General features: G+C 62.8%; 12 protein-coding genes. 6 read left to right on the forward strand and 6 right to left on the reverse strand.

Annotation, left to right across the window (positions count from 1 at the left end; genetic code table 11):
• From MO486_RS15945 to MO486_RS15955, 3 genes are all read left to right on the forward strand, one after another.
• Positions 1-299, forward strand: a 299-nt coding sequence (locus MO486_RS15945) for a proprotein convertase P-domain-containing protein (protein ID WP_242910276.1), incomplete at its 5' end; no start/stop codon positions are given.
• Positions 300-799: 500 nt separating this feature from the next.
• On the forward strand, positions 800-3,010 hold the full coding sequence (locus tag MO486_RS15950; RefSeq protein ID WP_242910286.1) for a M4 family metallopeptidase: 2,211 nt from the start codon (positions 800-802) through the stop codon (positions 3,008-3,010).
• Between the two features lie 193 nt (positions 3,011-3,203).
• Entirely contained in the window at positions 3,204-5,420 is a 2,217-nt protein-coding gene (locus MO486_RS15955; protein WP_242910288.1) for a M20/M25/M40 family metallo-hydrolase, read from the forward strand.
• Positions 5,421-5,486: 66 nt separating this feature from the next.
• Here MO486_RS15955 and MO486_RS15960 read toward each other — a convergent pair whose 3' ends face one another.
• The 3 genes from MO486_RS15960 to wrbA all read right to left on the reverse strand — a co-directional run bounded on the left by MO486_RS15960 (position 5,487) and on the right by wrbA (position 6,965).
• Positions 5,487-5,972, reverse strand: coding sequence for an asparaginase domain-containing protein (locus MO486_RS15960; RefSeq protein WP_242910290.1), 486 nt, complete (start codon positions 5,970-5,972; stop codon positions 5,487-5,489).
• A 73-nt stretch (positions 5,973-6,045) separates the two neighbouring features.
• The gene (locus MO486_RS15965) at positions 6,046-6,378 is read right to left on the reverse strand and encodes a DUF2069 domain-containing protein (protein ID WP_242910291.1); all 333 of its coding nucleotides are present in this window, start codon (positions 6,376-6,378) and stop codon (positions 6,046-6,048) included.
• Complete coding sequence (gene wrbA / locus MO486_RS15970; RefSeq protein WP_242910293.1) at positions 6,375-6,965, reverse strand: NAD(P)H:quinone oxidoreductase; 591 nt, start codon at positions 6,963-6,965, stop codon at positions 6,375-6,377. The genes MO486_RS15965 and wrbA overlap by 4 nt, the downstream gene beginning before the upstream one ends.
• A gap of 164 nt (positions 6,966-7,129) precedes the next feature.
• Between wrbA and MO486_RS15975 the strand changes: the two genes are divergently transcribed.
• Genes MO486_RS15975 through MO486_RS15985 form a run of 3 tightly spaced genes read left to right on the forward strand, consistent with a single transcriptional unit; the run spans position 7,130 to position 9,227 of the window.
• Positions 7,130-8,395 carry a YihY family inner membrane protein gene (locus MO486_RS15975; RefSeq protein WP_242910302.1) on the forward strand — a complete coding sequence of 422 codons (1,266 nt, stop codon included), beginning with the start codon at positions 7,130-7,132 and terminating at the stop codon, positions 8,393-8,395.
• A gap of 5 nt (positions 8,396-8,400) precedes the next feature.
• Entirely contained in the window at positions 8,401-8,958 is a 558-nt protein-coding gene (locus MO486_RS15980) for a redoxin domain-containing protein (RefSeq protein ID WP_242910329.1), read from the forward strand.
• Positions 8,958-9,227: an acylphosphatase gene (locus MO486_RS15985; protein WP_242910331.1), complete on the forward strand. Its 270-nt coding sequence runs from the start codon at positions 8,958-8,960 to the stop codon at positions 9,225-9,227. Before MO486_RS15980 ends, MO486_RS15985 begins: the two co-directional genes overlap by 1 nt.
• A 42-nt stretch (positions 9,228-9,269) precedes the next feature.
• Here MO486_RS15985 and MO486_RS15990 read toward each other — a convergent pair whose 3' ends face one another.
• Genes MO486_RS15990 through MO486_RS16000 form a run of 3 tightly spaced genes read right to left on the reverse strand, consistent with a single transcriptional unit; the run spans position 9,270 to position 15,216 of the window.
• Positions 9,270-12,551: an EAL domain-containing protein gene (locus MO486_RS15990; protein WP_242910350.1), complete on the reverse strand. Its 3,282-nt coding sequence runs from the start codon at positions 12,549-12,551 to the stop codon at positions 9,270-9,272.
• A complete protein-coding gene (locus MO486_RS15995) occupies positions 12,530-13,339 on the reverse strand; it encodes a response regulator (RefSeq protein ID WP_242910351.1) in 810 nt (269 codons plus the stop codon). The genes MO486_RS15990 and MO486_RS15995 overlap by 22 nt, the downstream gene beginning before the upstream one ends.
• 5 nt (positions 13,340-13,344) lie before the next feature.
• The gene (locus MO486_RS16000) at positions 13,345-15,216 is read right to left on the reverse strand and encodes a PAS domain S-box protein (RefSeq protein ID WP_242910364.1); all 1,872 of its coding nucleotides are present in this window, start codon (positions 15,214-15,216) and stop codon (positions 13,345-13,347) included.
• Positions 15,217-15,342 lie beyond the last annotated feature (126 nt).

Here is a 15,342-nt window from a genome sequence, read left to right on the forward strand (position 1 = left end):
CGACCGGCATTTCGAGTCCGATCGCGGTGTCTGGCCGCACCGGCAATGCACCGACGAACGCGTCGATCTCGGTCAACGTGGTGCATCCGTATGTCGGCGACCTGAAGCTGGACCTGATCGCGCCGGATGGCACGGTCTACAACCTGCGCAGCAACACCGGTGGCAGTGCCGACAACATCGTCGAGACGTACACCAAGGATCTGTCGAGCGAGCCGCTCAACGGCACCTGGAACCTGCGTGCGGTGGACAACGCCGGTGCCGACGTTGGTTACATCAACAGCTGGAGCGTCACGTTCTGATTGCTCAACATGCTCGATTGAGCATGTTCACGTAGTGACTTATGCTCGCTTTACGACCCCGGCCATGTGCCGGGGTCTTTTTTTGCGAATCAATATTTCGCAATCGCCTGTTGCGACGCAGCACAAGCGAGAAGTTAATTCTGTAAACATGCGCCGCCGCTATTGCGTTGCAGCGCGGGCTCAAGCACGCATTGAAGCCATTTCCAGTCGCGTTCTGTTGCGTAGCGACAGCATCTCCTTCACGCGATCAAAACAATTGATTTCGTGCGCATTGACGTATCAGCAGGCGCGTCCTAGCGTCCGACGGTCGCCACGGGCATACCGCTTGTGCCGATATCCGAAGACATCTGCCTCCATCACGCCTTGTGACACTGGCGTGGGTGGAGAGGACATGCAGGTGACAGGGGCGGATGCAGGACCGCAGTCAGGAGGCCGCAATTTCGGCCATTTCGACACTCTATCGGGGGTAACAATCTGTGAATCGTGAACATTCGCTACGGATGCAAGGACTCGCTGTCGCCACTGCTCTAGGACTTGCCGCAGGTGCGGCTACAGCTGCCGATCGCATCGATCTTCATCGCCAGGACATCAATCAACTCAACGCGCAATACAAGTCCGCCGTCGCAAGCAGCGGCATTGCCGCCATGGCGCACAGTCGCCACGAGCAGTTGCTGCAACTCGATCCCGAGTCGCGCCTCGTGCTCAAGAGTCGTAATACCGACCACGGCGTGCGCAACACGCGCTACCAGCAGACCTTCCGCGGCATCCCCGTGTTCGGCGAGCAGGTGATCGTCAGCGAAGACGGCAACGGCAACGTGCGCACGCTGTTCGGTCGCAAGGTCGAAGGCCTGGCCGGCGAATTGCCGGCGACGAGGGCCAAGCTGGACAAGGCCCAGGCCCTGGCGATCGGCAAGCGTGCCGGGATGGGCGTCCGCGCCACGTCGCTGATCACCCGGAACGAGAAGTCCGAGCAGATGATCTTCATCGACGACAACGGCCGTGCGCACCTGGCGTATGTCGTGTCGTATTTCGCCGATGCGGCGAAGGGCGGTGCGCCGACGCGTCCGTTCGTGATCGTCGACGCCAACAGCGGTGCGGTGTTGAAGCAGTGGGACAACCTGCAGCACGCGCTGATCGGCACCGGCCCCGGCGGCAACCAGAAGACCGGCCAGTACGAGTACGGCACCGACTTCGGGTTCAACGACGTGACGCAGAGTGGCAGCACCTGCACGATGAACAACGCCAACGTCAAGACGGTCAATCTCAATCACGGTACCAGCGGCAGCACGGCGTTTTCGTACACCTGCCCGCGCAACACCGTGAAGACCATCAACGGCGCGTACTCGCCGCTCAATGACGCGCACTACTTCGGCGCCGTCGTGTTCAACATGTACCAGGCGTACATGAGTGCGCCCCCGCTGACTTTCCAGCTGTCGATGCGCGTGCATTACAGCAACAACTACGAGAACGCGTTCTGGGACGGTTCGTCGATGACCTTCGGTGATGGCGCCACGACCTTCTATCCACTGGTCAGCCTCGACGTGTCCGCGCACGAGGTGTCGCACGGTTACACCGAGCAGCAGTCGAACCTGACCTATTCCGGTCAGTCCGGCGGCATCAACGAAGCCTATTCCGACATCGCCGGCGAAGCGGCCGAGTTCTTCATGCGCGGCACCAACGATTTCAACGTGGGCGCCGAGATCTTCAAGGCCAGCGGTGCGTTGCGCTATATGTGCAATCCAACCCAGGACGGCCGGTCGATCGACCATGCCTCCAATTACACCAGTGGCATGGACGTGCACCATTCGTCCGGCGTGTACAACAAGGCGTTCTGCCTGTTGGCCAAGACGGCTAACTGGGACACCAAGGAAGCGTTCCAAGTCTTCGCCCGCGCCAACCGCGACTACTGGACTGCGAGCACCAACTTCAACCAGGGTGCTTGCGGTGTGGAAACGGCAGCGACCGACCTGGGCTTCACCAAGGCCGATGTCACTGCGGCGTTCACTTCGGTGGGCGTGAGCTGCGGCGGCGGTGGTGGTGGCACCCCGACCCCGTTGACCAACGGGGTGCCGGTCACTGGCATCAGCGGCGCGGCAGGCAGCGACAAGTTGTATACGCTGGTCGTGCCGGCGGGTGCTTCGGGCCTGAAGTTCATCACCAGTGGTGGCACGGGCGATGCAGACCTGTACGTGAAGTTCGGCTCGGCGCCCACCACGAGCAGCTATGACTGCCGCTCGTATGGCAGCACCAATGCCGAGACCTGCAACATCGCCACGGCCCAGGCTGGCACCTACTACGTGTTGATCCACGCCTACTCGACGTTCTCGGGTATGAGCCTCACCGGCAGCTACACCACCGGTGGCGGCGGTACGCAGACCTACAGCAACACCACCGACTACACGATCAGCGACAACGCCACGGTGGACAGCCCGATTACGGTGTCCGGTCGCAGCGGCAATGCCCCGAGCAACGCCTCGGTGACGGTCGCGATCGTGCATACCTACATCGGTGACCTGAAAGTCGACCTCGTGGCCCCGGACGGTTCGCTCTACAACATCCACAACCGCACCGGCAGCAGCACCGACAACATCAACAAGACGGTGACGCTGAACCTGTCGACGGAAGCGTTGAACGGCACCTGGAAGCTGCGCGTCAACGACAACGCCAATCTGGATACCGGCAAGATCGACAGTTGGAGCGTGACGTTCTGATCGTTAGCGATCGGTAACGACCATTGCAACAAGGCAACCCCGGTTTCGGCCGGGGTTGCCGCATGCAGATCCACGCGGCGCGGCATGCCACTTCGATGGCTCGCGCACATCCCACACGAACGATGGCCAGCATGGATGGCGGCGCGTCCCGCCGTGGAAGACATCCCATGCGGCCAGGACCAGGAGTGTTCTGATGAAACTGCACAGCATCCTTCTTGCCACGCTGGTGGCCGCCGTATTCGGCGCACCAGCTTTGGCAGGAAATTCCCATTCGCACGCCGGGGCCGAGCTTGCCTCGCTCCAGCTCGAGCGGGATCCGTTTGCGCCCGTCTACATCGTCACCTCGCGCACTACCTTCGACGGCATTCGCACGATCGCCCGCAATGGCGAGGCACGCCGCGACAGCGTCGGCACCGCCTTGGTGGTCTCGGAGATCAAGGCGCACCAGCTCAGCGAAGTGAGCGAACACATCCACCAGCGCGAACTGCGCTGCGGTGGCTACTTCGCTTTCAAGAGCCGTGCCGAAGCCGATGCGTTCATCCGCTCGGATCGCTCGGCTGAAATCGCGCAGCGGTCGTTGCTCGTTACCTACACCATCGACAACCAGGCGACGGTCAATCCCTGGCTGCCGCTGACCAGCGAAACCAACATCTACAACACCATCAACCACCTTTCCGGCTACCAGAACCGTTACTACACCAGCCCCACCGGCAAGACTTCGGCGGAATGGATCCGTACCACCTGGCAGGGCCTCGCGGGGTCGCGTACCGATGTCAGCACCGAGCTGTTCTCGTGCGGCACCTGTTCGACCCAGCCCTCGGTGATCCTGACCATCCAGGGCGCGGAACTCCCGAACGAGATCGTGGTGCTCGGCGCGCACCTGGATTCGATCAACTCGTCCGGGGGTGGCAGCACCACGCAGGTCGCCCCCGGCGCCGACGACGACGCGTCCGGCATCGCCACGCTGACAGAAGTCATCCGCGTGGCCCTGGCCAGCGGCTGGCAACCCAAGCGCACGGTGAAGTTCATGGGCTATGCGGCCGAGGAAGTCGGACTGCGGGGTTCCAACGCCATCGCGCAGTCCTTCAAGACGGCCAACAAGAACGTGGTCGGCGTGCTGCAGCTGGACATGACCAACTACAAGTCCGGGTCGGTCGAGGACATGCAGTTGATCACCGACTATTCGAACGCCGACCTCAAGACGTTCCTGACCAGCCTGTTCGACACCTACCTGGCACCGACCGGCCTGACGCGCGGTACCTACACCTGCGGTTACGGCTGCTCCGACCATGCCTCGTGGACGAGTGCAGGTTATCCGTCGGCGATGATGTTCGAAGCCGGCGATGCCGGTGGCTACTTCCCGTACATCCATTCCGCCAATGACACCCTGGCGAACATGGGCGAGTCGGCGCAGCACAGCGTCAAGTTTGCCAAGCTGGGGCTGGCCTTCCTCGGCGAACTGGCCAAGACCGCCGGTGGCAATCCCACCAACACGCCGCCGGTCGCGAACTTCACGTTCACGACCTCGAACCTGACCGCCACATTCACCGACAGCTCCACCGACAGCGACGGCACCATCGCCACGCGCTCGTGGAACTTCGGCGACGGCACGGCTGCTTCGACGGCAACCAACCCGAGCCACCCCTTTGCCGCGGCGGGCACCTACAACGTGGCGTTGACGGTGACCGACAACGGCGGCGCGAGCCATAGTGTGACCAGGGCGGTCACTGTCACGGCTCCACCAGGCGGCAACACGCTGCAGAACGGCGTGCCGGTTACCGGCATCAGCGGGGCGACCGGCAGCGAGCAGCGCTGGACGATGCAGGTCCCCAGCGATTCCACCAGCCTGAAGTTCGTCACCAGCGGCGGGAGTGGTGACGCCGACCTCTACGTCAAGTTCGGCACGGCCCCGACCACCAGCAGCTATGACTGCAAGTCCGAAGGCAGCACGAACGCGGAGGCCTGCAACCTTGCCACGGCGACACCCGGCACTTGGCACGTGCTGGTCAAGGGTTACGCCGCGTTCTCCGGCATGAGCCTCACCGGCAGCTACACCATCACCGGGCCGCGGATGACCTACAGCAACACCACCGACTACACGATCAGCGACAACGCCACGGTGGACAGCCCGATCACGGTGTCCGGCCGCAGCGGCAATGCCCCGAGCAACGCCTCGGTGACGGTCGCGATCGTGCACACCTACATCGGTGACCTGAAAGTCGACCTCGTGGCGCCGGACGGTTCGCTCTACAACATCCACAACCGCACCGGCAGCAGCACCGACAACATCAACAAGACGGTGACGCTGAACCTGTCGACGGAAACGTTGAACGGCACCTGGAAGCTGCGCGTGAACGACAACGCCGCACAGGACACCGGCAAGATCGACAGCTGGAGCGTCACGTTCTAGGCGTCAATCGCGATGCAAAACAAAAGACCCCGGCATTACCGGGGTCTTTTTGCGGCGGGCGCTAGATCAAACGGCCTCGAACCGATTCGCCGCCACGTTCTTGCGCACCTTGGTCGGATCCCAGATGCGGCCGTTCATCGCGATATACACGCCCGGTGGCAGCGATTGCACCGCGCCGACCGCGCAGCCGACGTTGAACTCGGCATCCGAACCACGGAACCGTGCCGGGCTCAGTGCTCCGGTCAGGACGATGGTCTTGTCGGTGAGGCTGGCCAGCACCTTGGCGGTCTCGACCATGGTGTCGGTGCCATGGGTGACCAGCACGTGGTTTGCCGGTTGCGCCGCGATTGCCGCACGGATCAGTTCGCGGTCGGCTTGGGTGATGTGCAGCGAATCCTTGCGGATGATCGGAATCACGTTGAACTCGAAGGCGACCCCGAGTTCGCGCAGGATGCTGCCGATCTGCGGCTCGCCGATCTGGTAGTCCGACTTGTCGTCGAAGTAGATCTTGTCGATCGTGCCGCCGGTGGTGACGATGCAGAGCTGGTCCATCGCGATGCTGTCGGTGTTCGGGAGCGCGCAATTATACGACCCGGGCGCGCCAGGCATCGGGAGTGGCGGCTCTTCAGCGTTTCTTGCGGAAACGCTCCTGCAATCCCGGCAGGCTCGCTGCGAACACGACCACCAGCGCCAGCACGATCTCGATCGAGGCCAGCTGGCTTTCCTGTGGCCGTGTCCACGTCACCATCACGCCATGGCTGAACCATGCCAGCGCCAGTACAGCGGACAGGAACGCAGCGCGTTGCCATCCGGCCCATGTCGCCAGCGCCAGCAGCGCCGGTGGCGCTGCGAACACCATGAGCGCCGGCATGGGTTTGGCGTCGTTGGCAAACCAGAACACATACAGGCCTGTCAGCGCGGACAATGCGAGGATCAGCAATCGGGTGGTGAGCGTCATGCCAACCTCACTGCGAGTTGTGCGATGCGACGGCCGAGCGCGCGTGCGAGTACGGCTTCGTCGTCGCTCAATTGCGGATCGTCCTTCAATCCGGCGACGTGGCTGGCGCCGTAAGGCGTGCCGCCGGTTCTGGTGCTGTTGAGCGCAGGTTCGGTATAGGGAATGCCAGCGAGCACACAGCCGTGGTGCAACAGCGGGATCATCATCGCCAACAAGGTCGCTTCCTGTCCGCCGTGCATGGTCGAAGTCGAGGTGAACGCGCCAGCCGGCTTGCCCACCAGTGTGCCACTGACCCATTCGCTGCCGAGGCCGTCGATGAAGTGCTTGAGTGGCGCAGCCATGTTGCCGAAGCGCGTGGGGCTGCCGAGGACCAGGCCGGCGCATTCGGCGAGGTCGCGCTTCTCGACATAGGGCGCGCCTTCGTCCGGCACCGGTGGCGCTGCGGCCTGGGTGACTGCCGCGACTGGCGGCACCGTACGCAGGCGCGCGCTCATGCCGGCGACTTCACCGACGCCGCGCGCAACCTGGCGTGCGAGGTTCGCCACCGAGCCGCCGCGGCTGTAGTACAGGATCAATACTTCGGGCATGCGCCACCTCGAAAAAGGGGTCAGGGTGAAGTTTCGCATGGAGGCGTTGCACGAACGGCGGGTTCTGACGTGCGAAATTCACTCTGACCCCTTTTTCGGACCCCTTTTTCGGCGTGCAGGATAGGCGATGCAGCACCCACGGCGCATGCGTTAGGCTTCGGCCAATGGAACCGCTGGATTCGATCTACCGCTGGAGCGAGCGCATGCGCGACCGCGCGCGGGCCGGGACGTTCTTCCGCTTTTTGTGGAAGCGCTTCCTCGATGACCGCCTGTTCGAGTCCGCCGGCGCGCTGTCCTACACCACCGTGTTCGCGCTGGTGCCGCTGTCGATGGTGGTGTTCGGCGTGCTGTCGGCGTTCCCGGTGTTCGATCGCTGGAGCGACCAGCTCAGCGACTACATCTTCTCCAACTTCGTGCCGAGTTCGGCGCGCGCTGTGGAAACCTACCTCAAGCAGTTTTCAGCGAACGCTGGGCAACTGACCACGGCCGGCATCGTCGCGCTGGTAGCATCGCTGCTGATTACCTTGAACAGCGTCGAGACCACGTTCAACCGCATCTGGCGGGTGAAGACACCACGGCCGAAGTTCGCGCGCTTCCTGGTGTACTGGACCGTGTTCACCCTCGGCGCGCTGGTCGCCGCGACCAGCCTGGCGCTGTCGACACGCTTCTTCGCCTTGGCGATCTTCGAAACCCAGCCCGGACAATGGCTGGAACATCTGCTGTTGAACCTCGCGCCGATGACCATCGAACTGCTCGCGTTCGCCGCGATCTACCGAGTGGTCCCGCACCGGACAATCCAGTGGCGGCATGCGCTCGCCGGCGCCTTACTCGCGATGCTGCTGTTCGAAGGCGTGAAGTGGGGCCTCAGTATCTTCATCGGCAACTTCAGCAGCTACGGCAAGGTCTACGGCACGCTCGCGTTCGTGCCGATCTTCCTGGTCTGGATCTATCTGGGCTGGGTGTCGATCCTGCTCGGCGCCTCGTTCGCTTCGTCGATGTCGGCATTCCGATACCAGCCGGCGTCGATGCGTTTGCCGCTTGGCTACGAGTTGTACGGCCTGCTGCGCATGCTCGGTCGCTTCGGTGCGGCGCGCGAACGGGGCAGGGGCCTGCATAGCGATGAAATCCAGAAGCTCGAACCGATCCTGACCGACGGACTGGTGCAGCAGATGCTGGCGCAACTCTGCGAAATCGGCCTGCTCAGCCGTGCCGAATCGGGCGAATGGCTGCTCGCGCGCGACCTCGACCACCTCAGCCTGGCCGAATTGTACGAAGCCTGCCAGCTGCGGATTCCAGTCGCGGAAGCCCACCTGCCATGCCGTGACGACGCACTCGGCCATGCCGCGATCGCCGCGCTCGACGAATTGCGGTTACCCCTGCGCGAACTGCTCAAGCGGCGCGTATCCTCGATCTACGCCGACGTGGAGTGATGCGGATGAAGATGCGTTTGTTGCCTGTCTTGTTCGTGGTGCTCGCGCTCGCCAGCTGCAAGCAACCTGCTACGGAACCGCCCAAGGCAGAGGCGCCAGTCGCCCCGGCGCCTACAGCGAAACCGGTGGAAGCAAAGCCGAAGCCCGAACTCCCCGACCTGCGCCTGGCGACCATCGATGGCACGGAGTACGACCTGGCCGCGCATCGCGGCAAATGGGTCGTGGTGAATTTCTGGGCGACCTGGTGTTCGCCGTGCCTGAAGGAAATGCCGGAACTGTCCGCTCTCGACGCGATGCGCGAGCACATCGAGGTACTGGGCCTGGCCTATGAGGAAATCGAGCCCGCGTCGATGCGGGAATTCCTCAAGGAGCACCCGGTGGTGTATCCGATCGCCGTCGTCGATGTGTACAACCCGCCTGCGGACTTCGCCACGCCACGCGGCCTGCCGATGACGTATCTGATCGCGCCCGACGGCAAGGTCGCTAAACAGTTCCTTGGCCCGGTCACGGCAAAGGACATCGAAAGCGCGATCGCAGCGGCAGGTGGACCGAAGATCGGCTGATGGCAGCTGCGCGTTTCATCGTCAGCGGCAAAGTGCAGGGCGTGTGGTTCCGCGCCTCCGCCCGCGACCAGGCCGTGCCGCTCGGGTTGCGCGGCCATGCCCATAACCTCGCCGACGGTCGTGTCGAAGTGCTTGCCGTTGGCGATGAAGCGGCGATCGACGAACTTGCGGCATGGCTGCGACTAGGTCCAGCGCAGGCGCGCGTCGATGAACTCGAACGCCTCGATGCGCACGAGGACGAAGCCGGCACGGGCTTCACCATCGGTTGACTTCGCCGAACGCGATTGCGTTCGCCGTCCTAGCGCTTTTTTTCAAACCGCGCCGAATGCATCCGCGGTCTGGGTGGTGCGGTACAGGGTTTCCAGCTCTGCGGCCGGCAAGGGCCTGGAGATGTAAAAGCCCTGGATCTCATCGCAGCCGTTGGCGCTGAGGAGGTCGTATTGCGCGCGGGTTTCGACGCCCTCGGCGACTACCTTCAGCTTCAGGCTCTGGGCCATCTCGATCACGGCGATGGCGATGGCCGCGGCGTCGGGCTTGACAGTGATGTCGCGGATGAAGCTCATGTCGATCTTCAACGTATCGATCGGGAAACGCTTGAGATAGGCCAGGTTCGAATAGCCGGTGCCGAAATCGTCCATAGAAATGCCGATGCCCAGGGCTTTGAGCTTGTGCAGCACGGTGTCGGTCTCGTCCACGGGCACCATCAGCGAGCTTTCGGTGATCTCGATCTCGAGCAGGGACGGATCGACGCTGTGCTCTTGCAGTGCGGAGGCGATCAGGTCCGGCAAGGCGTCCAGCACGAACGACTTGCCGGAAACGTTCACCGCCATTCGGAATGGACCGATCCCTGACTGGCGCCATTGACTGATCTGGCGACAGGCCGTGTCGATGACCCAGGCGCTGACCGGCACCGCCAGCCGGGTACCCTCGATGATGGGAATGAAGATCGATGGCAGCACGAGCCCGTGCTCGGGCCGGTTCCACCGCAGCAATGCTTCGACGCCACTCCAGCGCCCGTTGTCGGTACGCACCTTTGGCTGGTAATACAGCTCAAACTCGCCTTGGGACAACGCTTTGCGCAACGCGTTGTCCAGTTCCAGTTGTTCCAGCGCGAGAGCATTCATCTCGGCGCGATAGAACCGGAACGTGTCCTGTCCCGCCTCCTTGGCCTTGTACATCGCGGTGTCTGCGTATTTGAGCAACGTGTCCGGATCGCTGGAATCGGTCGGGAACACCGAAATGCCGATGCTTGCGGTGATGGCGACTTCGCGACCGTCGAGCAGGAATGGTTTGTGCAGGGCATCGTGGATGCTGTTGGCGACATCCACGGCGGAGCCCTGCTGGCCCTCGGTACTGACCAGCACCAGCGCGAATTCGTCGCCGCCTAGCCGCCATACCGTCTCCCGGATCTCCAGCCAGCCGGTCAGGCGCTGGCTCACCTGCAGCAGCAATTCATCGCCGAGCGCGTGCCCGAGGGTGTCGTTGATGTTCTTGAACCGATCGAGGTCGACGAGCATGACCGATACGGTCCAGCGGTGTTCCACGGCCTGGCTGATGGTCCACTTCAACGATTCGTTGAACAGCATCCGGTTCGGCAGTCCGGTCAGCGCATCGTAGTTGGAAACGTAGTCGAGCTTCTCGCCTTTCGCGATGTGCTCGAGTCCGAACGCGATATCGCCCACCAGCTCCTGCAGCAGCTCGATTTCCTCACGATCGAAGAAATCGATCTCGCCGGCGAACAGTGTCAGCACGTGGACGCGCTCCTGGACGACCAGCGGAAACGCTGCCATGGCGCGGTGGCCGCGCCTGATCAACTCGGCTTTCACAGGCGCAACCGTGGGATCGAGTCGCAGATCGTTGCAGACGATCGGCCGCAGCTCGCGCACGGCACGGTTGATGGGTCGATCCTGGTAAGGCGAGTCGGGTTTCGCGGTCAGGCGGACCTCATCGATATAAGCTTCCGAGCCTCCGCTCCATGCCACTATGCGGCCGTCGGACGTATCCGGGTCGATCGATCCGATCCAGGCCAGTTTGAACAGGCCGACCTCGACTGCCACGCGGCAGGCTTCCTCCAGCAACTCGTTGCGGTCGCGAATGCGCACGACGGCCGAATTGATGCCGCTCCGTACTTCCTTGATGCGAGTCAGCCGCTTGATCTTTTCCTGCTGGTTCCTGACTTCGGTGATGTCCGCAGCGACGCCGGCGACGCGGTAGATGCGGCGACCGGCGCTGTGGATCGGGAAACTACGCATGCGGATCCAGCGCACCACGCCGTCCGGGCGCACGATCCGGTACTCGTGGTCGGACGGCCTCCTGGCGTTCCGCGTGTCGAAGATCGCCATCGCGCGTTCGCGATCGTCGGAATGGACCAGCTCCAGCCATGACCGGGGCGCGGCGAGGATGCTCGCGCAACTTCGCCCGTAGATCGTCTCGAAGGCCGGACTGACATACAGGAGCTGCCCACTCCGCGGGTCGATCAGGAAGAAGGCCTCGTTGATGTTCTCTGCGAGTTGCCGGAATCGCAGCTCGCTCTCGCTCAGTTCTTCGACCGCACGCTTGCGTTCTGTCACCTCGACCTGAAGCAACTCGGCGTGTTGCCTGATCTCCATGTACAGGCTGCCGTTCTCATAGATTCGCCCGGCCTGCGCGGCCAGGATGCCAAGCAGTCGCTCGTCTTCGGCACTGAACTCATCCGCACCTAGCTTGTCGCTGAGGCAGACCCAACCATAGACATGGGCAAGCGATACGATCGGCGCGACCAACAGGGTGTGCACTGGTGGATGCGTGTCGGGCAGCCCGACTGCAACGGGATCGCCATCGGGATTACGCATGCGCAAGGATTTGCGCTGGATGTTCGAACTGCCGACCACGCCGTGGTTGAGCAATGGCCGGCCCAACTCGTAGACCGAATCCCCTCCCATGCCGCTGGTGGCGACGAATTCCGCCTCACCCCCGTCGTCGCGCTTGCCGATCGCCAGCATCGCGTGCTTCGCACCGATCAAATCACGCGCGGCCCGACAGACCATCTCGAGCAGGCGCCTTGGATCGCGCTCCGAGGCCAGTTGCAGGTCGATGTCGATCAACGCGGTCAGGCGCGCGTTGGTCAGTTTCAGCGCATTGGCAGTTTCCGACAGCTTGTCGGTGATCAGGCGCAAATGCCGTTCGCCGAACTCGCTTGCGGGAGGTGGCAAGGACTTCGTGATTGCGGACAGCACCTGCTCGACCGTACGCAAGATCAGCTCGGGCTCGCACGGTTTGACGAGGATGTTCTGCACGCCACAGGCTTCGGCCAACTCCTCTGCTTCGGGACCGCGGAAGTGCGCGGTGTAGAACACGACCGCGATCTGTGCAGTCGCCGGTTCGGCGCGCAGGCGGCGCACGAACTCGTAGCCGTCCATGGTCGGCATCAGTACGTCGGTGATCACCAGGTCGGGATGCTCGGCATGCGCCAGTTCCAGCGCTTCGGCGCCGTCGCGCGCTACCAGCAGGCGATACCCTTTGTATCCGAGCAGCGTAGCCAGGAAATCGCGGTTTTCGACGCGATCGTCGACGATCAGGATCGTGGCCGTGCTCATCCGTGCTTGCGGAAGCATGCTTCGATTTCCTTGAGCAATCGTTGCGGTTCGATCGGCCGGAACAGGTATTTTTCCGCGCCATGCGCCAATCCTTTCCTGCGGGCCTCCTCATTGGTGAAAGTCGAGGAAATGAATACGAACGGTATTTCGCGCAAATTGGGATCAGCCTTGACCGCATCGATCAGGTCGTAGCCATTGCCATGGGGCATGCAAACGTCCGAAAGGATCAGGTCCGGGAGTGAACTCCGCGCCAGTTCCAAGGCCTGCCCGGCGTTGCTGGCGGTGATGACCTGGTAGCCGAGCACGCCGAACAGACCTTCGATCAGTTCGAGATTGGCCGGCAGGTTGTCGATCGCAAGGATGGTGCGGCCATTTGCATTGGCGGCGGCGGGTGCTGCGTGGGTGTCGGTCTGCGATCTCTTCGACGCATTGCGCAGCTCAGGCTGCAGGTAGGCCTCGACTTGATGCATGAATGTGGTTGGATCGATCGGCTTGGATAGATACCCGTTGAAGCCGGCGGCCAGGACCTTGGCCCGGTCGCCGACCATGGCCAGCGCAGTGACGGCGATGATGATGAGTCCCGAAATCTCAGGGAGGCTGCGGATGCGCCGCACGACTTCGTAACCGTCGATATCGGGCAACTGTACGTCGCACAGGACCAGGTCCGGGCGCTCGCGTTCCGCCATTGCAACGCCGCTGATGCCGTCACGCGCAGTCAGTGCGGGATAGCCGAACGCCTCCAGCAGGTAACGCATCAATTCCAGGTTGTCCGGATTGTCGTCGATGGCCAGGATCCGAGCGGCCATGAGCATCACTCCTTCAGTATCAACGTAAAGGTACTGCCCTTGCCACGCACGCTATGGAACACGATCTCCCCGCCCAGCAGCTCCGCCAGTTTCTGGCTCAGGTGCAGCCCGAGCCCAGTGCCTTCGTGTCGGCGCCCGGCCGAAGAGTCGACTTGTGCAAAGGCCGCGAACAACTTCGCCTGGTCTTCGTCGCCGATGCCGATACCGGTGTCCGCGACGCTGATCTCGGTCAAGATCTGCCCGTCTGCGTGACGTTCGCGTACATGCAGGTGCACGCTGCCTTCATCGGTGAACTTGATCGCGTTGCTGGTCAGGTTGAGGATGATCTGGGTCAACGCGCGCTTGTCGGTACGCAGCATCAGGTCCGACTCCGGCATCGTCATCAGCAAGGGCAGTGCCTTGGCCTCCGCCTGCGGTCCAAGTGAGGCAACCACGTCGGCGATCACGCGCTGGCAGACGATGGGTTCGATCCGCAGCTCCACCTTGCCTGCTTCGATCTTGGCCAGGTCGAGCAGGTCGTTGATCAACGCAAGCAGGTGGCGTGCGCTGCCTTGCACGGTCTTGAGCTGCTTTTCCTGGTCGGTGTTCAGCGGGCCCGGCAGTTTCATCAGCAAGGTGCCAGTAAAGCCGATGATGGCGTTGAGCGGCGTTCGCAACTCGTGGCTCATGCTCGCAAGAAAACGATCCTTGGCCAGGTTGGCGTTGGATAACTCCACGTTCTTCTCCTGCAGTGCCTGCTCGAAACGCTTGCGCTCTGTGATGTCGCGCACGATGGCAGTGAAGAACACGCCACGTGCGGTGCTCCAGGTGGCGATGGAGATATCGATGGGAAATACGGTCCCGCCCTTCTTCCGTGCCTGGATTTCGATGGTCTTGCCGATAAGGTGCGATCGCCCGGTCGTCAGGTATCGGCTGAGTCCTGCCTTGTGTGCAGCCTTGTATTGCTCCGGCATAAGCAACTCCAGCAGTTCGCCGCCGACCTCAGCCAACGGGTAACCGAACATGCGTTCCGCGGCTGCATTGAGGTAGGTGATCCGGCCTTGCTGGTCGGCCGATACGATGGCATCGCTCGCGGTCTCGGCGACCGCACGGAACTGTTCGCGACTTTCGCGCAGTTCTGCTTCGAAGTTCTTGCGCTCCGTGATGTCGCGGATGGCGCTGGAAACGAAGACGCCTTCTTCCGTGTGCAACGGACTCAGGCTGATCTCGATCGGAAACTCCCTGCCGTTCTTGCGGCGGCCGTAAAGCTCCAGCCCGACGCCCATCGGCCGCGCGCGCGGTTCGGAAAAGAATCCGTCGCGATGGCCGGGGTGCTGGCCGCGGTAACGCTCCGGCAACAGGAGTTCGACCTGCTGGTCGAGGAGCTCGTCGCGCGAATACCCGAAGACCGTCTGGGTCTGCGCGTTGACCAGCACGATCCGGCCTTGCCGATTGACGATGACGATCGCGTCGGGCGCGGATTCGAGCAGATCGCGGAATTTTTGTTCGGCCTTCTTGCGCTCACTGATGTCCCGGATCGCGCTCACCACCAGCGTATCGTCCCCGCTCTGCATCGGGCTCAGGCTGATCTCTACCGGGAATTCCTTGCCGTCCTTGCGCAGGCCATAGAGTTCAAGGCCCATGCCCATCGTGCGCGTGCGGGGCTGTTCGAAATAACCCGAACGATGGTCGGCATGCACGCCGCGATAGCGGGCGGGAAGCAACTGCTCGATCGAGCGCCCGCGCAATTCCCCGCTCTGGTACCCGAAGAGCCGTTCGGCCTGTGAGTTGGAGTGGACGATGCGGCCGCTCTGGTCGACCATCAGGATGCCGTCGGGCATCGATTCGAGCAGGTCGCCGAACCGGGTCTCGACCAATGTGGCCTTTTCGTCGTTCATCAGGCCTGGTCCCTCAGGCCCGCCGCCATGGCGGCTGGAGGCGGCGGCTGGCTGCGCTGAGAGGGCCGGTCCCATACGCCAGCCAGCCAAATGGCACGGTGAAGTTCACCCGACGGCGCCACACCG

Origin of the sequence: Lysobacter sp. CFH 32150 (assembly GCF_022758295.1) — a bacterium.
Taxonomy (GTDB): Bacteria; Pseudomonadota; Gammaproteobacteria; order Xanthomonadales; family Xanthomonadaceae; genus CFH-32150.